A 20,411-nucleotide genomic window follows, 5' to 3' on the forward strand; every position below is an offset into this window, starting at 1 on the left:
CTCAGCCGGCGGCCTGGCTGAAACGCCCCGATCCCACCGCCACCAGCCCACCGGCGCGGCGCAGCAGCCACAGGGCCTCCAGCCCCATGCGCTGTGCCAGCGCCAGCCCATCGCCCGGACCCGCCACCAGCAGCGCGGTGGCCCAGGCATCGGCGTGCATGCACTGGCGGGCCAGCACCGTGACCGAGGCCACGTCGTTGCGCACCGGGGCGGCACGCCGCGCATCCATGGTGTGGGCCAGACGCGTCTCGCCCAGCTGCAGAAAGTGCCGGTAGTCGCCCGAGGTCGCCACCGCCAGGTCCTGCAGTTCCAGCACGCTGTGCACGGACCGGCGCCCCTCCTCGGGGCGCTCCACGGCCACCGCCCAGGGCTGGCCGCTGGCCTGGCTGCCCGTGGCCCGCAACTCGCCATCCAGGGCCACCAGGGCCTGCGTCACGCCCTGCTGCTGCTGCACCGCGACCATGCGGTCGACGGCATAGCCCTTGGCGATGCCGCACAGGTCCAACGCTAGCGGCGCGTGCTTGCGGGCGCGCCCGGCGGCGCGATCCAGTTCCAGCAGCTCGTGCGTGGGTGAGCGCGCGGCGCTCGTCTCGCCGACGGCGGCCCGGATTGCCGCGGCATCGGGCGCATCGCGCATCGCGCCGAAGCCCCAGGCGTTCACCAGTGCCTCCACGGCGGGATCGAAAGCCCCCTGGCTCAGCCGGCAGATGTCCAGCGCACAGACCAACACCTCCAGGATCTCAGGGGGCAGCGGCACCCAGGTCCCCAAGGGGGCCTGATTGAGCCGGTTGAGGTCGCTGCCGGGCAGCCAGGGCGACATCTGGGCATCGACCTGCTGCGTGGCGTGCGCCAGCCCGGCTTGCAGGGCCGGTCTGTCGATGTCGGGCGCGGCCTCACAGCTCACGGACCAGCGCGTGGCCATGGTCGGGCCATGCAGCGTCAGGCGCCGCAGCTCAGAAGAGGTCTTCGGCATAGCGTCCTTGGGTCTTGAGTTGGGCCAGGCTCTGCCCCAGCGGGGCGAGCAGTGATTCCAGCACCTCGCCCACGCCCTGGGCCATGGGGCGGCTGCCGCACACTCGCACGATGGCCCCTCGCGCCAACAGCGCGCGCAGCGGCGCAGCGTCGCGGCGCAAGAGCTCCTGCACATGGCCGCCGCCGGGCTGGCGCGAGAACGTGGTCTGCAGACCGGCCAGACGCCCCTCGGCCCGCCAGGTCTCGAGTTCCGTGCCGAAGTAGAAATCCCGCTCCCGGTGGCGCGCGCCGTAGTACAGGTGCATGGGCCGGTGGTGCACGTTGTCGCGGATGAAGCCCGCCAACGGCGCCACGCCCGTGCCCGCACCGATCAGCAGCACCGGCTGCCGGCCGGGGGACAGCACGAAGCCCGGATTGGGACGGATGAAGGCCTGCACGCTGTCACCGATCTGCAAGGCGTACAGGTGGCTGGAGCAGACGCCGCCGGGCATGCGGCGCAGGCAGATTTCCACAAACCCGTCCTGCGCGCCAGAGGCCAGGGAGTAGTAACGGGGGACGGCCTGGCCCGGCACCACAATGCCCAGCAGATCGCCCGCCGCGAAGCGAGGCAGCCCCTGGCCCGCCCCGCTGAAACGCAAGATGGCCGTCGGATCCCCGGCGCCGCCCTCGAAGTCCTGCCGGGCCGTCAGCGTGAGGGCGCAAGTGCGCGGCAGCCGCGGCTGGTAGGCGAGCGACAGCGGCTGGCCCAGCGCCTGGGCCAGTGCATGCCCCCAGCGCACGAAGGCCTGGGCAGACTGCTGATGGATGCACTCCAGCGGCAGCAGGGCCGGCCAGCCCTGGCGGCGCAGCGCCGTCTCCAGCGCCTGGGCAAAGGCGCAGAAGGCCGGGAACTGCCGGTCCCCAAACCCCAGCACGGCGACCTGGGCCTGGGTTGCGGGGACCCGGGCCAGGGTCTCCAGCGCGCGTGCGGCATGGGCCGGCGGCTGGCCATCGCCGTAGGTGGCGGCCAGCACATACACCTGGCGCGCCGCCGGCGGCACCCGCCAGTGTTCCAAGGCCGTGGTGTGCACCCGGTGCCCCGCCGCGACCAAGGCAGCATGCAGGGCCTGGGCAAAGCCCCAGGTGCTGCCGCCCTCGCTGGCGACAAAGATCAGGCTGTCGGCCTGCGCCCAGGGGCTGTTGTCAGCGATGCGCGGCGCGTTGCGGCGCGCCTGCCACCACAGCAGCCAGCCCGTGACGCAGAACAAGGGCAGGCTGGCCCCCATGGCGCCCAGCACCAGCGCCCACAACCAGGCGCCTTCGCCGGTGTGCAGCAGCAGCGCCCAGTCGTGCACGCGCTGCGCGGCCGTCGCGTCTTGCCACGCCAGGGTCTGGCCGCTGTAGCGGTCCACCCAACCCTGACCCCGGACCGTGGTCACGCGCCAGGTGTCCTGCGGATCCTCGGCGGCAGGCAGGTTGAGCTTGCGCAGGTCCTGGACGCGCAGGTCGCGCAACAGGGGCAGCTGCACCACCGGCCGTTCGGCCTGGCCGCCCGGCGTGGACACCACCTCGGGTTCCGCACCGGCCTCGACCGACACCAGCCCCCAGGTGACCGCGCTCATGAACAGCGCCGCGGCGGTCGAGACCCCCAGCACCAGCAAGACCACCCGCCCCGCCTGCACATGCAGGCGCTGCACCGGCGTGCCGCGCACCGGGCCCATCAGGTGGCGCCAGCCGCCCATGCGGCGCTTCAGCAGCACCAGGCCTGACACCGACAACACGCACAGCGACAAGGCCCCCAGGGCGGCGACCAGCCGTCCCGTGTCGCCCAGCAGCAAGGCACGGTGCAGGTTCTTCACCCACCGCGGCAGCAGGGAGGGCTGGTAGTCGCCCAGCACCTGGCCGTCCGCAGGGTCCACGCGCACAGCCCGGGCCTGACCGTCTTGAAACGCATGGACCACGATGACGCCCGAGGGCAGGCGACGGATTTCCTCGGCCCCGGGCACCTGGGCCTGCACACGCTGCGCCAAGGTGGCCACGGACACGTCGGGCGCCGCCGGCGCCGCCTGCCAAGCGTTGCGCACCGGGTCGAGCGCCAGCAAGGCCCCGGTGACCCCCAGCACCAGCGCGAGCGCACCGGCCACCAGGCCCAACCAGCGGTGGATCTGCCGCCATGCCATGAGGGCTCCCTTCGCTTACTTCAGTTGGTAGGTGAACGACTGGATGTACTGCTTGCCGGCGCGGGGTTTGCCCGCCTGCGCGGTGGACAGCGGCACACGGATTTCCGAAGGACTGTCGGACATGTCCTCCGCCGCCGCATCGATGCGGATCTCGTAGCCGGCGTCCAGCAGGGCGTCCGCCAGGTCGGCGGTCACCTTGAGCGTGCGGCCCATGCCCACGCTGGCGCCGGTCACGCCCTGCAGGCGCTTGCCATCCTTGGCAGACAGGCGGTTCCAGTCCGCCAGGTGCTTGTAGTACTTGGCCTTGCCGCCCGCCACCCACAGCGTGCCGGCGTAAGCCCCTTTGGCATCGGTGAGGTAGACGGCGAGATAGGCGCCATCGCCGCCGTAGTTCTTGAGCGTCGTCGAGAGCACGACCTCGCGGCTGTGCGCCAGCGCGGGCAGGAGCAGCGTGCAAGCGGCGGCCACGGCGGACAACAGGGGACGGGGGGTGGACATGCGGTTTCTCCAGTTCAAGGGGGTCATTCGATCTGCCCACGCGGGGCGGTCCCGGGCTTCAGCACGGGGTGGTCGGCGGGCGGCTTCACGCTGGCGGATGCGGCCTCCTGGGCGGGCGCCGCATCGCGGCCTGGCACGCCACGGTCGTGGTGACGCCCCGCGTCGGCGTCATGGCCATGCTCGCGCAGCTTCATCTTCACCACACGCAGCGTCTGCGGCGCCAGCTTGGCCTTGAAGGCGCGGCCCTGGGCATCGCGGCCACGAACTTCGTAGCAGCCGTCGTCGATCTTGAGGCTCTGCACCTGCCAGCCCTGTTGGGCGGCATAGCGCATCACGGCCTCACGCGACTGCCAGTGCGACACGGGGACCTCGCAATCGTCGTCTGCCAACGCAGGGGCGGTCGTGAGGGCCAGGCACAGGGCCAGTGGCAGGGGGATGGGCTTCATGGCAAGCTCCTTTCAGGGTTTGAGCGTCATTCTGAGGACACCACCCTGAACTCAGGCTGAAGACCGCGTTCATCCGCCATTCATCCCGGCCCCCGTATAAAGCGCCCATGAGCCCATCCCGTCGCCTTCTCGCACTGCTGTCGGTGGCGAGCGCTGTTGCCATCCCCGGCGCCATGCTGCACGCCCGGGAGCCCGGCCACGACGACCATGAGCTGGCGCGCCAGGCCTTGGAGCGAGGCCAGGTGCTGCCCCTGCGCACCGTGCTGGAACGGGTCGAACGCGAGTACCAGGGCCAGGTGCTGAAGGTCGAGTTCGAGCACGATGACGGACACTTCATCTACGAGATCCGCCTGCTGCAGCGGGACGACCGCATGGTCAAGCTGAAGGTCGACGCCGTCGATGGCCGGGTGCTGCAGGTCAAACGCAAGGAGCACTGATGCACATCCTGGTGGTCGAAGACGAACCCACCCTCTGCGCCCAGCTGGTGCAGGCGATTGCAGCGGCGGGCCACACCGTGGAGTCCGCCAGCGATGGGGCCCAGGCGCAGTATCTGGGGGAGGTGGAGGACTTTGACGCGGTGGTGCTGGACCTGGGCCTGCCGGTGTTCGACGGCCTGTCGGTGCTGCGCCACTGGCGCGCGGCCGGGCGCAAGATGCCGGTGCTGATCCTCACCGCGCGCGGTGCCTGGCATGAGAAAGTGGCCGGCATGGATGCCGGGGCAGACGACTATCTGGCCAAGCCATTCCACATGGAAGAGCTGCTGGCGCGCCTGCGGGCCCTGCTGCGCCGCCTGGGCGAACACGCCAGCGCACAGTGGCAATGCGGCCCTATCTGGCTGGACACGCGCCAGGCCCGCGTGCTCGTGGATGGGCATCCGCTCACGCTGACCAGCCATGAATTCAAGCTTCTGTCCCTGCTGATGCAGCGCAAAGGGCAGGTGCTGTCGCGCACCGAACTGTCCGAGCACCTCTACCCGCACGACAGCGACCGCGACTCCAACACCATCGAGGTCTTCGTGGGCCGTCTGCGCAAGAAGCTGCCGCCGGGCAGCATCGAGACCGTGCGCGGCCTGGGCTATCGACTGGCCGAGACCCACGCTGCCGCATGAACGGCGCCCCGCAGGCCCCGTCGGGAGGATCGTTGCGCCTGCGCCTGCTGGCAGGCACGCTGGCCTGGATGCTGCTCAGCATCGCCCTGGCAGGCTGGGCGCTGCGCACGCTGTTCCAGGACCACATCCGACAGCAGCTGCAGACCCAGCTGGTGGTGCAGCTCGACCAGCTCAGCGCCGCCGTGGAATGGACATCCCAGGGAGGCGCCACCGTGCCCCCCATGGCCGCGGACCCGCGTCTGGACCAACCCTTGTCAGGCCTGTACTGGCAGGTGGACCGGCTGGGACCCGCCCCCCGGGCCGCCGTGGCACGCTCGCGTTCGCTGTGGGATCAGATCCTGACGCTGCCGCCTGCGGCCCCTGCCACCCCCTCGGGGCGCGATGACCGTGTCCTGCTGCTGCGCGATGCCCAGGGCCACGCGCTGCTGACCGTGGTCCGGACGCTGCAACTGCCCGAGGACGACGCCCCGCCCCTGCGTCTGCTGGTGGCCGGCGACACGGCGTTGCTGGCCGAACCGCTGCAGCGCTTCACCCACCTGCTGCTGATCGCGCTGAGTCTGTTGGCACTGGGTCTGGCCGTGGCCGTGGCGGCACAGCTGCAGCTGGCCATGCGCCCGCTGCAACTGCTGCGCAGGCAGCTCGCCAGCGTGCACAGCGGCCAGGCCGCCCGATTGGACGGACCCTTCCCGCTGGAGCTGCAACCCCTGGTCGACGAGTTCAACCATGTGCTGACCGAGAATGCCGACATGGTGCAGCGCGCGCGGGTCCAGGCCGGCAACCTGGCGCATGCGGTGCACACCCCCTTGTCCATCCTCGCCAACGCGGCTGAACAAGAGGACACCCCGCTGGCCCGACTGGTCACCGAGCAGGTGGCCAGCGCGCGCCGCCAGGTGGACTACCATCTGGCGCGCGCCCGTGCCGCCGCGGCCGTGCGGGCCACGGGGCTGCGCACGCCGGTGCTGGCCCCGACGCGGGCCCTGCTGCGCACCATGCAGCGCCTGCATGCCGACCGGCCCCTGGTGTTCGAGCTCGCGCCGCAGGCCCAGGACGAGGCCTTCCGCGGTGAAGAGCAGGACCTGTACGAGCTGCTGGGCAACCTGATCGACAACGCGGGCAAATGGGCGCGCTCCCGAGTGGTGGTGGATGTGCAGCGCGAAGGCAACCGGCTTTGCTTCACTGTGGATGACGACGGTCCCGGCATCCCCGAAGCGCTGCGCGGGCGCGTGTTCGAGCGCGGCGTGCAATTGGACGAACAGCGTCCCGGTTCTGGCCTGGGTCTGGACATCGTGCGTGCGCTCGTGCAGTCCTACGGTGGCAGCGTGCAGACGCTGGTCTCGCCGCTGGGCGGCGCTCGACTGCGCCTGTGCCTGCCAGCGGCGCCCCCTCTCCGGTCTTGAACCCGGACGGGCCGCGCGGCCCCTGCGAGACACCCTGCAAACTGGGGATCCTCCCCCCCGAACGGGGGCTGTGTGGCGGCCGGGGTGGGTGCTACCCTGCTGACCGCATGTCCACCAGCGAGGTGTCCTGCATCGGCCAAGATCCCAGCCTGGGAGAACGGCAGAGCGCAGCGGCACCGTTCACGCCTTGCTACTGCCACGCTTCAAGGCATGCACCTTCTCGGTTCAACCGATGAATGCCATGCCCTTCTCTGCCTCAGCCACCCGCCTGCTTCCGCCGCCCACTTCCAACCCGGAGGCCTGGGCGTTTGGCGATCCGCCGCACACGCTGGCCTATACCTCTTCGCAAGTGCTCAGCCATGACCATCCGGTGCTGCTGGTCGTGCACGAGGAAGACGGCGACTGGCAGTTCCTGCATGGCGTCGTGGCGGCCAACGACCAGTGCCGGACCATCCGTCTCGGTCGGGCCGTGCATGCCGACCCCAGCCTGTCGGTGCTGGCCGACCTGCCCTGTGGCTGGCGCGCGTACCGCACCTTGGCTGGCGGCCACTGGCACCGGGAACCTTGCGGCGCCCACAGCAGCGCCCCCTTGCCCCGAGCCTGGCGGGACTGGCTGAGCCGGTCGGCCCTGACCGAATTCCGCCTCTGGAAGTGATCCCGACCCCGCGGTGCCGTGCGCCCCGCGTGTGTTTCGGAGCGTATCGACCCTGCCCGGCCGAACTGGGCCGCTGGCAGAATTCCGGGGCTGTCCCAGGGAGTACAACACCTCATGGATCTGGAAGATCTGCTGGCCCCGATTTCGGCGGCCGAACCATGCGGGACGGACCTGTCCCTTTCGTCCGATTTCGACGCCATCCAGGAGATGCGCCGCGAAGACGACCCCACGCTGGACCAGGGCGAATGGGTGGCCAGCCTGAAGGTGGCCGACTGGCCCGGGGTGAGCCGGGCCTGCACCGAGATGCTCCACCAGCGCAGCAAGGATCTGCGGCTGGCGGGATGGTTCACCGAAGCCCAGGCGCATCTGCGTGGATTCGAAGGACTGGCTCACGGTCTGGACCTGTGCGCAGGCCTGCTGGAACAGCACTGGCCCACAGTGCATCCCCAGCCAGAGGATGGTGAATACGATGGCCGCATCGGCCATCTTCGCTGGCTGTCCACCAAGGTGGAAGAACTCGCCCGGCAGATCGTCCTCGTTCCTCGCTCCGACGCGCCCACCAAGGGCTACAGCCTGCTGGACGCCGAAGCCGCCCGCACCCGCCGGCTGGCCGGTGAGGCACAAGGCGGTGGTGCCGGCAACCTGCCCACAGTGGAGAGCCTGGCACGGATGCTCGCCCAGGCCGGTCTGAACGCCTACGAAACACAGGGCAGCCGCGTACAAGCGGCCCTGGCGGCCTGGAGCCGCCTGACGGCCGTGGCCGAGCGCGAACTGGGCAACGATGCGCCGGTCTTCACCGGGGCACGCCGCGCCCTGGAATCAGCCCGGGACGAACTGGCCCGCTTGGGGCAGGAAGCCCATCTGGGCGCCGGCCAGGCGGCCGAACCACCCACCCGCCCCGACGACGCGGCCTCCCACGAGGCCCCCGCCCCGGGAGTGCGTCTGCTGAGCGGCCCGATCCAGTCCCGGGCCCAGGCCCTGGAGCAATTGCGCCAGGTGGCCGAGTACTTCCGGCAGGCCGAACCTCACAGCCCGGTGGCCTATCTGGCCGACAAGGCCGCCCGCTGGGGCACCATGCCGCTGCACGACTGGCTGCGCTCCGTGGTCAAGGAACCCGGTGCCCTGTCCCATGTGGAGGAGCTGCTGGGCATCGAGCGACCCGAGGATGGCCTGAACTGACGCCCAGGCGTCCTGGTCAAGCCAGGACGCGGAACTCAATGCGGCGGTTGCGCGCCCGCCCCTCGGGGGTCTTGTTGTCCGCCACGGGGCGGTCCGGCCCGGCCCCGGAGGTGACGATGTCCCCCGCCGCCACGCCTTTGCCCACCAGGTAGTCTCTGACCGCCTGGGCCCGGGCCTCGGACAAGGCCAGGTTGGCATCGTGCGCACCCATGTCGTCGGTGTGACCAACGATCTCGAAGCGCCGGCCCCGCATCTTCTGCAACAAGGGCAGCAGCTCCTCCAGCACGGCCACGCCCGCCGGCGTGATCTTGGCATTGCCCGCCTCGAACTCGATGGTGCGCCGCGCCAGGACCTCGTCGAGCGCGGCCTGACCGGGTTGCCCCACCGTCAGGCCGTCCCGCACCGCATAGGTCGGGTTGTTCAGCTGGGTGGCCAGCAGGCTGACCAACTGCTGATGCGTGGCCTCGCTGTCCACCTCGCCGGTCAGTTCCACGGTGTTGCCGCTCACCTTGAGCTGGCCGTGGCGGATCTTCTTGAGCTCCGGGGTCAGCACGCGCTGCACATGCGCCAGCCATTGCGGCGGCGCCACCAGGCGGTCCACGCCCAACTGGTCCACCACGCGGTCGGCACCGTAGAGTTCACGGGCCTTGGCCAACAGCGCCGCCTTCGTGGCCTCATCCGGCACCACCCCCGACAGCACCACCGGCGTTGCCGCCGGCTCGGCCGCCCACAGCGGCCCCATCCAGGCCCCCCCCATCAAGGCGCCACTGGCCACCAAGCCTGCCACCACACGCGCCCCTGTCTGCATCCTCATCCTCATTCCCCTAGAAAGCATTCCTTGAAGGTGGCCACCGCCTGGGCCAGCGACAGCTGAGGCTGGCGCAGGTAGCTCGAAAGCTTCTTCATCGCGAAACTGTCCTCCAGGTGAGCTTCCACCCAGTCCGGCGCCACCAGGCTCACACGCAGGGTCTCCGCCTGGCGGCGGTCGAGCATGGCCTGCAGGGCCGACGGTGATGCTCCGGCAAAACCCACCGACAGACACTGCCCCGCCCCCTCGGTCCGGTCGAGGTGCAGGGAGAGCTCGAAGTCGGCCCGCGCCACGAAGGGCGCCACCAGCGTCAACCAGAAGCTCGACACCAGGCCGCTGTACAAGGGGTCGTCCGGCAGGGGCAGGCTCAGTCCACGATCCAGGCTGGACACGCCGCTGGCCGGCACCGGCTGCAGCAGCAGCCCCAGGGCCACCATCGCCTTGTGCAGGTCCATCGTGGGATGCCCCCCCTGGCGCAGCAGGGTCTGCAAGGTGCCGAGATTCTGGTCCTCGAGAAAGTCCTGCAAGGCGACCTGCTGGCCGGAGCCGTCGATCTCCAGGCTCCAGGCACGCACCGCCAGCTCCTCCAGCTGTCGCGCGGGCTCCTCCGCCTGAAGGGCCTGCCGGCCGGCCTGCGCCAGGTCCCGCCAGAGCGACTCCAGGAACAGCGGCGCCAGCACCCAGAGGCCGGGCCGCCCTTCCAGTTCGAGCGAGCCGGTCAGCACAAAGGGATAGCGCCGGCCGGAGACATCGGCGCTGGGCTGCAGATACCCCACCAGCATGGCCCGCCCCCGCACATTGAACAGCACAAAGGGCGCCGGCCCGGCCTGGTCGTAGACCTCCTTCCAGCGTGGGTCGACGGCCATCAGGTCCAGCCCCTGGGAAAGCCACTGGTCCAAGCGCTGGGTCAGCAGACCTTGCTGCGTGCTGCGCAGGAAATCGCCCCGCGCAGGCAGCTTGCCGAACCAGGCCACGGTGACGGTCACCGGGTGGCCGCTCACGGTGCAGCCTCCGGGGCCCCCGCCACCAGGGTCGGCAGCACCAGACCTCGCAAGCCCTTGCCGCCGCCCCGGTTCGCCGTGCCGGCCGTGGGCGTCGCGGCCGCCCCCGGCATGGTGACCGCACGGTAGTGCAGCGCGATCGCGGCCCGCCCGTCGCCCCAACGCAGCTCGCGCACACCGTCCGCCAGCTTGCTGACCTGCGCGGCCGAGATCAGCCGTTCGAACCCGTAAGCCCCCGGCGCACTGAAGACCTCGACGGTGCGGTTGTCCAGGGTGACCCCCGTCAGCCGCACCCCCGGAGTGCCGCTGGGGTTGGGCCAGACGAAGTTGGTCCACTGCGCGGCGCCATTGCGGTAGCGCAGCGTCTGGCCATCGATCTCGATGGTGTATTCCAGATACCCCGGCGCCCCCATCGGCAACAGCTGGAAGGCCGACTGGGCCGGCCCCGCGGCTCCTGCGGCGGGCGCAGCACCTGCGCTGCCTTCGGCGCCGTCCAAGGCCGCCACCCAGGCCGGGAAGCCGTTCAGGAAGTCGGCCCGCAGCCGCACCCCCTGCTCCGCCCACTGACGCGGCGTGATCGCATCCCCGCGCCGGGTGACCAGCGGTCCCAGGGCCTCGTTGGCGAACTTCGCGACCGCCCCGGACGGGCCAAAGACGCGGGCCACCTCCGGACCACTGGCCTCGATACGCGACGCGGTGTCGAACGGGTACTTGCCGGCCAGCGTCTGCTGGAAGGGCTGCAGCACCTGGGCGGTCCAGAGCCGGTTCAGCTCGGTCTCGGTCGGCGGCACCAACACGGCAAACGACTGCATCAGCGGCCGTACCAGCATTGGCTTGAGCGTCGCCTTGGCAGCATCTGTGGCCCCGGTGAACATCTGGTCTTCGACGAACTTCAACGCATCAGCCAGTTCGGAGCCACTGCCCGCCAGCGTCGCGGCCATCAGGTCGCGCGAAGCCGGCCCCGGGTCGCCCTGGCTCTTCATCTGGTTGAAGCGGGTGCGCAGCTTGCCCAGCGCCTGCAGATAGCCATCGATCTGCGCCGGCGCGCCGTCACGCGGCGACATCCAGCGCGCCAGCACGGCGAACTCGCGCCCGACAGGGCCCATCGGGATGCCTTGCTCGCCCCCGGCCACGTTCACCTTCAGCTCGACGGCCGACGGCGACATGCGCAGCACCGTCTGCTTGAACCACTCGACGAAGCCCTGCCGTGTCTTGGCCAGCCGCTCGTTGAGCACCGAAGGGTTGTCCCAAGAGGTCTGGTCGTAGACCACCGTCAGCAGCTTGCGCAGCGGCGAGTCGGCGCTGTCGCCCAGGCGGTTCATGTGCGCGACGGCCGCCTCGAAACTGCCGAAATCGGCCACCGTCACGCCCTGCAGAAAGTGCTGCCACTCGGCCACGTACTCGTTCTTGTAGCGGTCGGTCAGCTTGCGACGGATGTCCTCCGGGCTGCCCTGCAGCGACAGATCATCCCGGGTGTCGGTCTTGAGCACCCAGTCCACACTTTGCAGTTCGTGCTCGGCCGCCTGCTGGAAGGCCTCGTTGACAAAGCCCTGCCAGGCTTCGCGGGTGAAGGTACCCGACACCACCTGACTGCCCTGCAGGGTGTCCTTGCCCTGCTCACCCACGATGCGCGCCACCGTCACCGGCGGGAAGCGCGTGGAGGCGCGGGCCTTGATCTCGGCATAGACGCGCTCGATGGCGGGCGCGCCCTGTACCACGCGCCGCAGGTTCTCGCGGGTCTGGTCCACCAGCGCAAAGTTGTTGTCCAGCACCGGGAAGGCCGGGTCGGACAGATGGGCCATCGAGAAGCTGACCATGCGCTCGGCGCTGCGCATCAGTTGCTCACGCGGCAGGTTGCCACGGTTGTCCTCCAGCCAGGTGCGCCAGAACCGCGTGACCTGGTCGGTCAGGTGCCCGGCGTCCATGCGCTGGCGCTCCGACAGCATCAGGTAGGTCTTGAGGGCCTTGTAGGCATCCTCGACATCGGTGGTCGAGGCCTGCACATAGCGGGACCCGGTGGCCCCGGTGCCAGCAGCGCTGGCCGCTTCAGCGGCACTGGCCGCCGCCACGGGGGCCGAGGCCGCGGTGGCCGGCGCCACGGCCCCGGCCACCACCTGCACCGGCTTGAGGTCCCCGGCGTGCCGGTTGACCTCGCCCAGGTAGCCCTCGATGGCCTGCGCCACCGGCTTGAGCATCAGCTCGCGCACGCCATGGAAGTACTCGGTCCGCAGCTTGCGCTCGAGCGTCTCGCCCTGGTAGAGCCCCAGCCCGACGGCCCAGGGGTGGTCCTCACGCCAGGCATCCAGCTGTTCCACACGGTTCTGCAGCAGCTCCATGGCCTGCAGGCGCGAGCCCAGATCGGTCTGCCCCTCTTGCAGCTTCACCGCCTTGTCCAGATCGGCCTGCACGCCCTGCACCAGCTGGCGGTTGCCCACGTAGGACCAGCTCCAGCCGGCCAGGGCCAGGGCCAGTACCAGCACCCCGGCGCCGAAGCTGACCATGCGCAGGCGGATCTTGCCGCGGCTGGCATGCTGGCGCACCAGCTGGCGGTCGGCAAACAGGACCTTGGAGAACAGGTCCTTCAGGAAGAAGCCGTTTTCGGTCTGCACGGGCCCAGGCGCCGGCCCCGCCGAGGCGGCCAGGCCGAAGCGCTGCGCGACGCCATTGCGCGAGCGGTCGCCCACCTCGCCCTGCTGCACCGCGCTGGTGAAGTAGAAGCCCCGGAAGACCGGCCGGTACTGGTAGGGGTTCTCCTCGAACAAAGTGGCCACAAAGCTGCGCAGCACGTTCTGCATCGAGGCGAACTCAAGCGGGAAGGCCAGCACCGCCGGGGACAGCGGGCGCCCGCGGTGCAGCGACATCCTGGCCATCGCCAGTTCGCGCAGGCCATCCTGCAGCTCGTCGAAGTGATGGTCAAACTGCTCCACCGCATCGACCGGCGTGTCGGGCTGGTAAGCCAGCGTGGCCCCCCAGACATGTTCGCGCTCCTTGGCGTCCATGTCCTCGAAGAAGTCGACGAAGCCGGGAATCAGGTCGGCCTTGGTGAACAGCACGTAGACGGGTGCGAAGACCTCCAGCGACTCGGTCAGTTCCTGCACCCGCTGGCGCAGGTTCTTGGCCAGCTGGATCACGGCATCGGGCTTGGCGTCGACCAGCTCGGCCAGGCTGGCCGCGATCAGGATGCCGTTGATCGGGGCCTTGGGCCGGTTGCGCTTGAGCATGCCCAGGAAGCCCAACCATTCGCCTCGGTCCTCCTCGTGCACCGCGTAGCGCCCGGCGGTGTCGATCAGGATGCCTTCGCTGGAGAAGAACCAGTCGCAGTTGCGGGTCCCGCCGATGCCGCGCAGGATGTTGTCGGTGCCCCGGCTGAACGGGAAGTGCAGCCCCGATTGCACGATGGCCGTGCTCTTGCCGGCCGCGGGGTTGCCGATCACCATGTACCAGGGCAATTCGTACAGGGCGGCCTGGCCCGTGCGCTCACCCAGCTTGGAGGTCTTGATGGTCTTGAGGGCCTCGACCAGCCGCTGCCGGATCACCGCCGTTTCAGTGGCTTCCTTGCCGGTGCGCCCGCCTCGGTCGGCCTCACCCAGCGTGCTCTCCAGCTCCGCTTCCATGCGCCGTGCCGCCCGCCGGGCCCGCCAGCGCCGCACGCCCCAGACCAGGGCCCGCCCCAGCAGAGCCAGCCCCAACAAGGCAACCGCCGCGGTCAGCCCCCATTGCAGCGCATCGGCTCCCAGGAACAGGAAGGCGGCCAGGGCCGCCAGCCCCAGCACGCCCAGGACACGAGGGTCCAGAAGAAGTTGTAGGAATCGGTTCATGGTGAATGCGATGACGAAAGAGGGGCTCGGTCAGCCTGGCGGTGGTCAGGCCGAGGCATCCGGTGAAGTGGCAGGTTCGGGGCGGTCCAGGCAGGCGACGAGGCGGGCCTGGCGATCCCCCACGGACACGGCCAACAAAGGTGCATGGCCCTGGGTCACCCAGTCGGCCCCCACCGCCAGTGTGAGCAGCGGTGCGACGCCGCCCAGGTGGCCGACGATGGGGCCGAGCAGGCGCATGTCCTCGGCTGGATCCAGCTGGGGCAGGCGCCCCAGAGACACCGCGAACAGCTCGGTGGCGCGTGCGGTGTGCTGGTCGGAATCGCTCACCAGGGCACAGATCTGCTCCGCGGTCTGCTGTTGGCGGGTCAGCAGTTCGTCCACGGCCCGGGTCAGCTCCCGAGCCCGGGTGCGTCCCGCCGCATCGACCGGCTGCTCGCGATGGGTGGCCTGCGGGCGCGAGCACAGGGTCATCGCCTCATCGTCCGCCAGAGGCCAGGGCTGGGTGGCCCAGAGCAGGCCAACGGCGCCTTCGCCCGGCATCACGCCACGCGGTTGCCGCTGGCTCTGGAACAGGGCGCGCTCACGCAGCAGGCGGTCGATGGCGGCGCTGTCCAGGTCGCTGTGACAAGCCAGCGTGAGCACCAGGTCATTGCAGGCCTGGCGTGTCAGCGTCTCCAGCAACTTGTCGGCCTGCATCAGCAGACTCACCCCATCGCCCGGCACCGCTTGAACCGGCCAGTGCTTGGTCGGCAGCCCGGCCGCCCCCAGACGGTCCAGCTGCGCCCGCAGCCATTGCAGCGCCTGGGTCTGGGCTGCCTCGCTCCAGTGCGCTGGCCAGTGGACCAGCACCCGCACCCGATGGGCTGGCAAAGCCCCGCCCGGCGCGGTGTCCGGTACCGCCCAACGATCGCTCCACTGCTGGAGCGTCCCGAGCGCGCTCTCCACCACGGGTTGCAGGCTGGCCAGCGCACGCAGGCCGGCCTGTCCCAGGTGGGCAGCTTGAGGCAACTCGGCGGCGATCGCCTCGGTGTCCAGCGTGGCCGTGCGGGCCGCCAGCACCGGCAAACCGTCGTCGTCACGCAGCTCTGCATCGGGCGAGGGCCGCGGCGAGCCGGCCTCGACCGTCTCCAGCAGGCCGGCGGCATCCTGCGCGGCCGGCAGCTGCAGCCACTGCCCCAGCAGCCACCAGCGTGCCGCCACGGGCGCGGACTCGCTGGCGGCAACAGCCGCCGGTTCAACCGCCGGCGCGGCCCCGGCCTGCTTCTGCCAGGCACGGGTCAAGGCCCAGCGCCCCGCCAACAACAGGCCCCAGACCACCAACGGCAACAGGCCGAGGTAGAGCCAGAGGTCTCTCACCCCCACATCCTGCGGGTGGGAACGCCAGTGCCACAGCACGCCGATCCACACCACACAGGTCACGGCCACGCCCAGGGCGAGGCCCTTGATCCAGGACTTCATGTCACCGCACCCAACACTGCGGCCCCACAGGGCGCAGCATGCCTTCAGTCGGTACTGACGGCCTGGCTGGAAATCAGCGTGGCACCACAAGCTGTGGTGTCGCCATGGCGTGCCGCGGGCCGGCCGTCAATCAGACAGCTGGGATCCCCGGTGGCAATCACGGTGGTTCCCCCATGACCGCGCTTGGGACAACTCACCTTGTCACCCACGCGGGCAATGGGCTTTCCGCCCGTCGTGGTCGAAGGCGCCCCTTCGATCACCGTTCCGCCGTGGCTGGTCTTGTCCCCCACGACGATGAAGGGTCTGGACATCGATCCTCTCCTGATGGCGCCTTGTCCTGGCGCTCATATCGATTCATTCAACAAACAGTCATGACGGCCGAGGCTGCGTCGCGGACGCCTGTCCGCGGGTCCTCAACACCCCGGGGCGCCGCAACTCCACATGCCCCAGGTCGCGCAGGCTGCGCCAACCGCCTCCCCAGGTCAATCCGAGAGAGGCCGCCACCTCACCGTAGCGGGTGTAGCCTTCTGCGACCCAAGGGTCCCGCTCCGAGATGGCCACCTTGCCGTTGCGCAGGAACGCGCAGTCGGCCGCCAAACCGTACTGATGGTAGCTGGCCCCTGCCCCGGCCAAGGTCACCGCCGGACCCAGGGCCGCGAGCTGCGCCTGCCGCTCCGGACTCCGGTAGCCCTCAACCAGAACCATGCGGTAGCCGTAACGCTCCTCCATCACGCGAAACACCTGGAGCAACCTCTGTCGAAAGGCCTCATCCAGCAGTTCCCATTGCCGGCTCGCCTGCTGAGCCAGTGGATGCCACTCGGTGACTTCCGGCGTTGAAAACAAGGCCGGCGGCAGCGGCGGGGGCGGAACAAGCTGTTCCCCTTGTAACAACATTGCTACATGCTCATCCACATCTTGAGCGATGGTGTGATCGAAGCTGTAGATTCGATGCGACAGTCGGATGGAGATGGCCACCAGCGGCAGGGTGATCAACAGGCACAGCGATGCCAGCAAAACTCGCCGCTGGTGCCAGACCTGCCCCCCCCAACGGCGCAAGCCGACACCGGTGGCCCGCCCCACTTCGCCGCTGGCACGCCCCCAGGACTGGCTGGAAGCGCGACCGAGGTTCAGGGCCTGAGCCATCACCGCCTGGGCGCGGGCCACCCATTGCTCCCTCAGCACAGGGAAGAAGGCCAGTGCGGCCAAGCCCACAGCCACCACCATCAGGAACGTCATGATCAACAGCATGGGGTCACAGATCCGTTCGATGTCGACAGGACATCGCCCGCACCCATTCTGCTTTCACTTCCCTACAAAGTGGATTCCCCCAAAGGACGGAGCCTCCCTAGAATTCGCCGTTGGCCCATCCCTGGGTCGAACTTGGGCCCGGCCGGGCCGAAGGGAGCCATCCGAGTCCATGGATTCGACACCACAAGATCACGGCGTGAGCCAAAGGGGGGGCCGCCCCAGCCTGCTGCCCCCCACCCCATCGTCGCGCCAAACGGCGGGCATCCCGCTGCTCGACGCCATCCATCCGGACGCCCGCGGCTCAACCCAGTCGGCCCCACCCCGTCAACGGGGACCGGTCCGTGTCCTGGTGTTGGGGGCGGTGATGACGGTCGCGGTGGGCGCGGGTTGGGTGGTGGCCACGCGCGCCACGCCCGAAGCGACGCCGGTGGCCCAGACCGCACCAACCCCGACGACAACGCCCCCGCCGGCCCGACAGGTCGCAGCCACCCTTCCGGCGCCAACAGCGCCATCCCAGGCCGCCCAGATCGTGCCCATGACCGTGGCCATGGCCCCCGCACCTTCGGCCGCGCTCAGCGCACAGTCCCTGGCTGCGGAATCCCTGGCCGATCGGGAACCGGTCAGCCGTGTTCAGGCCCCGCGGAACACGCCTGCGGCGACCAAGCCGACGGCCCGCAGCAGCAGCCAGGGCCAGAAGAAGACGGCGGGACATGCCAAGCCCGCGCGCCCCGAGCCCGCGGCCCCGCCCCGCAAGACGGCCAAGAGCGGCAAGGCGCGCACACGCCCGGCGGCCGATCCGGATGCCGATGTCGTGGCCGCCATCATGGCCAGCATGGACCGCCGTACGGCACCGGCCGCGCCGGGCAAGGCGGCCTCGTCAGCGCCCGCCCGCTGAGGTCGGGGCCTTGCGTCCCCGATCGCCGGGCAGGCCGCCGCGGGCGACTCAGATGGACATCCGCTGACGGACGCCCTCGGCTTCCATGTCAGCGCCCCGGCCCCGCTGGATGATCTCGCCGCGCTCCATCACCAGGTACTGGTCGGCCAGTTCGGCGGCGAAGTCGTAGAACTGCTCAACCAGCACGATGGCCATCGTCTTGCGGTCCGCCAGCATGCGGATCACCCGGCCGATGTCCTTGATGATGCTGGGCTGGATGCCTTCGGTCGGCTCGTCCAGGATCAACAGCTTGGGCCCGGCGGCCAGCGCCCGGGCGATGGCCAGCTGCTGCTGCTGCCCGCCCGACAGGTCCCCGCCCCGGCGGTGGATCATCTGCTGGAGCACCGGGAACAGTTCGAACAGCTCGGCTGGGATCGGCGTGCTGCCAGGCTTGTAGGCCAGCCCCATGCGCAGGTTCTCTTCCACCGTCAGGCGGCCGAAGATCTCCCGCCCCTGAGGCACGTAGCCCACGCCCTTGCGCACCCGCTCATAGGGCGCGTCGTGGCTGATGTCCTGCCCGTCCAGGGTGATGGACCCTGTCTTGATCGGCACCACACCCATCAGGCTCTTGAGCAGCGTGGTCTTGCCCACGCCGTTGCGGCCCAGCACCACTGTCACCTCGCCCAGCTTCGCCTCGAAGCCGAGGTTGCGCAGGATGTGCGAGCCGCCGTAGTACTGGTTGAGTCCCTCGACCTTCAGCATCTTTGGATTCCTTGTGAAGCGCTCAGCGGCCCAGGTAGACCTCGACGACCTTGTCATTGGCCTGCACCTCGGACAGCAGGCCCTCGGCCAGCACATGGCCTTCATGCAGCACGGTCACGGTCTTGCGGCCTTCGGTGAGCTGATCGACGAACTTCATGTCGTGTTCAACCACCACCAGCGAGTGCTTGCCCTCCAGGCGGAGGAACAGCTCGGCCGTGCGCTCGGTCTCCTCGTCGGTCATGCCGGCCACCGGCTCGTCCAGCAGCAGCAGCTTGGGCTCCTGCATCAGCAGCATGCCGATTTCCAGCCACTGCTTCTGGCCGTGGCTCAGCAGGCCCGCGGTGCGCTGGGCCTGCGGCAGCAGGTGGATCAGCTGCAGCGTCTCGCCGATGCGGTCCAGCTGCGCGCCACTCAGCCGGGCGAACAGCCCCGCACGGGCGCGGCGGTCGGCCTTGAGCGCCAGCTCCAGGTTCTCAAACACCGACAGCTCCTCGAACACCGTCGGTTTCTGGAACTTGCGGCCAATGCCGATCTGGGCGATCTCGTTCTCACGCAGGCGCAGCAGGTCGATGTTGGAGCCGAAGGACGCCGTGCCCAGGTCGGGCCGCGTCTTGCCGGTGATGACATCCATCATCGTCGTCTTGCCCGCGCCGTTGGGGCCGATGATGCAGCGCAGCTCGCCGACATTGATCGCCAGGCTGAGGTTGTTCAGCGCCTTGAAGCCGTCGAAACTGACCGTGATGCCGTCCAGGTAGAGCGCCACGCCATGGGCAAAGTCCGGCTGCGCCCCGTGCAGAACCCGACCGAAGCTGGCCTCGCGGTCGCCCGAGGAGGTGGTCTTGGCGTGGGCCTCGTGCGCGGCCAGGCGCTGGGCGCCGGCCTCCATCAGTTCGGGCGTCATGCGCGCTCCTCCTTTTTCTTGCGCAGCAGTTGGCCCGCCAGCCCGGCCAGGCCTTGCGGCAGGAACAGCGTGACCGCGATGAACAAAGCCCCCAGGAAGTACAGCCAGAACTCGGGGAAGACCTGGGTGAACCAGCTCTTGGCGCCATTGACGAAGAAGGCGCCGACGATCGGGCCGATCAGGCTGGCCCGGCCACCCACCGCGGTCCAGATCGCGATCTCGATCGAGGCCGCGGGGCTCATCTCGCTGGGGTTGATGATGCCGACCTGCGGCACGTAGAGCGCTCCGGCCACGCCACACATCACCGCCGACAGCGTCCAGATGGCCAGCTTGTAGGCCAGCGGGTTGTAGCCGGTGAACATCACCCGGCTCTCGGCGTCACGGATGGCCTGCAGCACGCGGCCGAACTTGCTGTTCACGATGTAGCGGGCCATCAGGTAGAAGCCGATCAGCGTCAGGCCGGTCAGCACGAACAGCGCCATGCGGGTGGACGGCTGCGCGAGCGGGATGCCCAGAATGCGCTTGAAGTCGGTGAAGCCGTTGTTGCCGCCAAAGCCCGTCTCATTGCGGAAGAACAGCAGCATGGCCGCGAAGGTCATGGCCTGGGTGATGATGGAGAAGTACACCCCCTTGATGCGCGAGCGGAAGGCGAAGAAGCCGAACACGAAGGCCAGCACGCCCGGCACCAGCAGCACCAGCAGCCACTGGGCCACGAAGCTGTCGGACACGGCCCAGTGCCAGGGCAAGGTTTTCCAGTCCAGGAAGACCATGAAGTCCGGCAGGTCGCTCTGGTAGTTGCCGTCGCGGCCGATCTGGCGCATCAGGTACATGCCCATGGCATAGCCGCCGAGCGCGAAGAACACGCCGTGGCCCAACGACAAGATGCCGGTGTAGCCCCAGATCAGGTCCATGGCCAGCGCGCAGATGGCGTAGCACATGATCTTGCCGATCAGGGCGACGGCATAGTCGCTCAGGTGCAACGGGCTGCCGGCAGGCACCAGCAGGTTCAGCACCGGCACCAGCACGGCCACCACGGCAGTAACCACCGCCACCGTGGTCCAGCCGGTCACGCCCAGCAGCAGGCTGCGGCGCGGCGTGGGAAGAGAGGAAGTGGGTAGGGAGCTCAT

At 69.6% G+C, this 20,411-nt stretch carries 19 protein-coding genes and 1 pseudogene; 6 read left to right on the forward strand and 14 right to left on the reverse strand.

From position 1 onward, the window contains the following. Position 1 precedes the first annotated feature (1 nt). From KGA65_RS10080 to KGA65_RS10095, 4 genes are read right to left on the reverse strand one after another with little or no spacing between them, the layout of a single operon-like run. Complete coding sequence (locus KGA65_RS10080; RefSeq protein WP_225863014.1) at positions 2-973, reverse strand: FAD:protein FMN transferase; 972 nt, start codon at positions 971-973, stop codon at positions 2-4. Further along, positions 954-3,131: a PepSY domain-containing protein gene (locus KGA65_RS10085; protein ID WP_225863015.1), complete on the reverse strand. Its 2,178-nt coding sequence runs from the start codon at positions 3,129-3,131 to the stop codon at positions 954-956. Before KGA65_RS10085 ends, KGA65_RS10080 begins: the two co-directional genes overlap by 20 nt. A 15-nt stretch (positions 3,132-3,146) precedes the next feature. Beyond that, positions 3,147-3,629 (reverse strand): DUF2271 domain-containing protein, encoded by a 483-nt coding sequence (locus tag KGA65_RS10090; protein WP_225863016.1) that lies wholly within the window; start codon positions 3,627-3,629, stop codon positions 3,147-3,149. Positions 3,630-3,652: 23 nt separating this feature from the next. Further along, a complete protein-coding gene (locus KGA65_RS10095) occupies positions 3,653-4,075 on the reverse strand; it encodes a PepSY domain-containing protein (protein WP_225863017.1) in 423 nt (140 codons plus the stop codon). A 107-nt stretch (positions 4,076-4,182) separates the two neighbouring features. Here KGA65_RS10095 and KGA65_RS10100 point away from each other — a divergent pair, with 107 nt between their 5' ends. From KGA65_RS10100 to tssA, 5 genes are all read left to right on the forward strand, one after another. Further along, the gene (locus KGA65_RS10100) at positions 4,183-4,512 is read left to right on the forward strand and encodes a PepSY domain-containing protein (RefSeq protein ID WP_225863018.1); all 330 of its coding nucleotides are present in this window, start codon (positions 4,183-4,185) and stop codon (positions 4,510-4,512) included. After that, on the forward strand, positions 4,512-5,183 hold the full coding sequence (locus KGA65_RS10105; RefSeq protein ID WP_225863019.1) for a response regulator transcription factor: 672 nt from the start codon (positions 4,512-4,514) through the stop codon (positions 5,181-5,183). The genes KGA65_RS10100 and KGA65_RS10105 overlap by 1 nt, the downstream gene beginning before the upstream one ends. Further along, positions 5,180-6,580 (forward strand): sensor histidine kinase, encoded by a 1,401-nt coding sequence (locus tag KGA65_RS10110; protein WP_225863020.1) that lies wholly within the window; start codon positions 5,180-5,182, stop codon positions 6,578-6,580. Before KGA65_RS10105 ends, KGA65_RS10110 begins: the two co-directional genes overlap by 4 nt. 241 nt (positions 6,581-6,821) lie before the next feature. Continuing rightward, positions 6,822-7,235, forward strand: a complete 414-nt coding sequence (locus tag KGA65_RS10115; protein WP_225863021.1) for a hypothetical protein — start codon at positions 6,822-6,824, stop codon at positions 7,233-7,235. A gap of 114 nt (positions 7,236-7,349) precedes the next feature. Then, on the forward strand, positions 7,350-8,414 hold the full coding sequence (gene tssA, locus KGA65_RS10120; protein WP_225863022.1) for a type VI secretion system protein TssA: 1,065 nt from the start codon (positions 7,350-7,352) through the stop codon (positions 8,412-8,414). 16 nt (positions 8,415-8,430) lie between these two features. Here tssA and KGA65_RS10125 read toward each other — a convergent pair whose 3' ends face one another. From KGA65_RS10125 to KGA65_RS10150, 7 genes and pseudogenes are all read right to left on the reverse strand, one after another. Beyond that, the gene (locus KGA65_RS10125) at positions 8,431-9,147 is read right to left on the reverse strand and encodes an OmpA family protein (protein ID WP_375142635.1); all 717 of its coding nucleotides are present in this window, start codon (positions 9,145-9,147) and stop codon (positions 8,431-8,433) included. Continuing rightward, positions 9,092-9,208, reverse strand: a pseudogene (locus KGA65_RS21175) (TPM domain-containing protein); the annotation flags it as partial. The pseudogene KGA65_RS21175 and the gene KGA65_RS10125, both read right to left, overlap by 56 nt. A 22-nt stretch (positions 9,209-9,230) precedes the next feature. After that, complete coding sequence (tagF, locus tag KGA65_RS10130) at positions 9,231-10,223, reverse strand: type VI secretion system-associated protein TagF (protein WP_225863024.1); 993 nt, start codon at positions 10,221-10,223, stop codon at positions 9,231-9,233. Then, on the reverse strand, positions 10,220-14,041 hold the full coding sequence (gene tssM / locus KGA65_RS10135; RefSeq protein ID WP_225863025.1) for a type VI secretion system membrane subunit TssM: 3,822 nt from the start codon (positions 14,039-14,041) through the stop codon (positions 10,220-10,222). Before tssM ends, tagF begins: the two co-directional genes overlap by 4 nt. A gap of 45 nt (positions 14,042-14,086) precedes the next feature. Further along, positions 14,087-15,499 (reverse strand): hypothetical protein, encoded by a 1,413-nt coding sequence (locus tag KGA65_RS10140; RefSeq protein ID WP_225863026.1) that lies wholly within the window; start codon positions 15,497-15,499, stop codon positions 14,087-14,089. A gap of 44 nt (positions 15,500-15,543) precedes the next feature. Beyond that, complete coding sequence (locus tag KGA65_RS10145) at positions 15,544-15,810, reverse strand: PAAR domain-containing protein (RefSeq protein ID WP_225863027.1); 267 nt, start codon at positions 15,808-15,810, stop codon at positions 15,544-15,546. Between the two features lie 58 nt (positions 15,811-15,868). Continuing rightward, entirely contained in the window at positions 15,869-16,747 is an 879-nt protein-coding gene (locus KGA65_RS10150) for a M15 family metallopeptidase (RefSeq protein WP_225863028.1), read from the reverse strand. Between the two features lie 196 nt (positions 16,748-16,943). On the opposite strand from KGA65_RS10150, the gene KGA65_RS10155 reads away from it, so the two are divergent. Then, positions 16,944-17,642, forward strand: coding sequence for a hypothetical protein (locus KGA65_RS10155; RefSeq protein WP_225863029.1), 699 nt, complete (start codon positions 16,944-16,946; stop codon positions 17,640-17,642). Positions 17,643-17,690: 48 nt separating this feature from the next. Here KGA65_RS10155 and urtE read toward each other — a convergent pair whose 3' ends face one another. The 3 genes from urtE to urtC are packed head-to-tail and all read right to left on the reverse strand — an operon-like array spanning position 17,691 to position 20,411. Then, complete coding sequence (gene urtE, locus KGA65_RS10160) at positions 17,691-18,383, reverse strand: urea ABC transporter ATP-binding subunit UrtE (protein WP_225863030.1); 693 nt, start codon at positions 18,381-18,383, stop codon at positions 17,691-17,693. Positions 18,384-18,405: 22 nt separating this feature from the next. Beyond that, positions 18,406-19,284 (reverse strand): urea ABC transporter ATP-binding protein UrtD, encoded by an 879-nt coding sequence (gene urtD / locus KGA65_RS10165; RefSeq protein WP_225863031.1) that lies wholly within the window; start codon positions 19,282-19,284, stop codon positions 18,406-18,408. After that, complete coding sequence (gene urtC, locus KGA65_RS10170; protein WP_225863032.1) at positions 19,281-20,411, reverse strand: urea ABC transporter permease subunit UrtC; 1,131 nt, start codon at positions 20,409-20,411, stop codon at positions 19,281-19,283. Before urtC ends, urtD begins: the two co-directional genes overlap by 4 nt.

It is taken from the genome of Ideonella benzenivorans (genome assembly GCF_020387415.1).
Lineage (GTDB): Bacteria > Pseudomonadota > Gammaproteobacteria > Burkholderiales > Burkholderiaceae_C > Ideonella > Ideonella benzenivorans.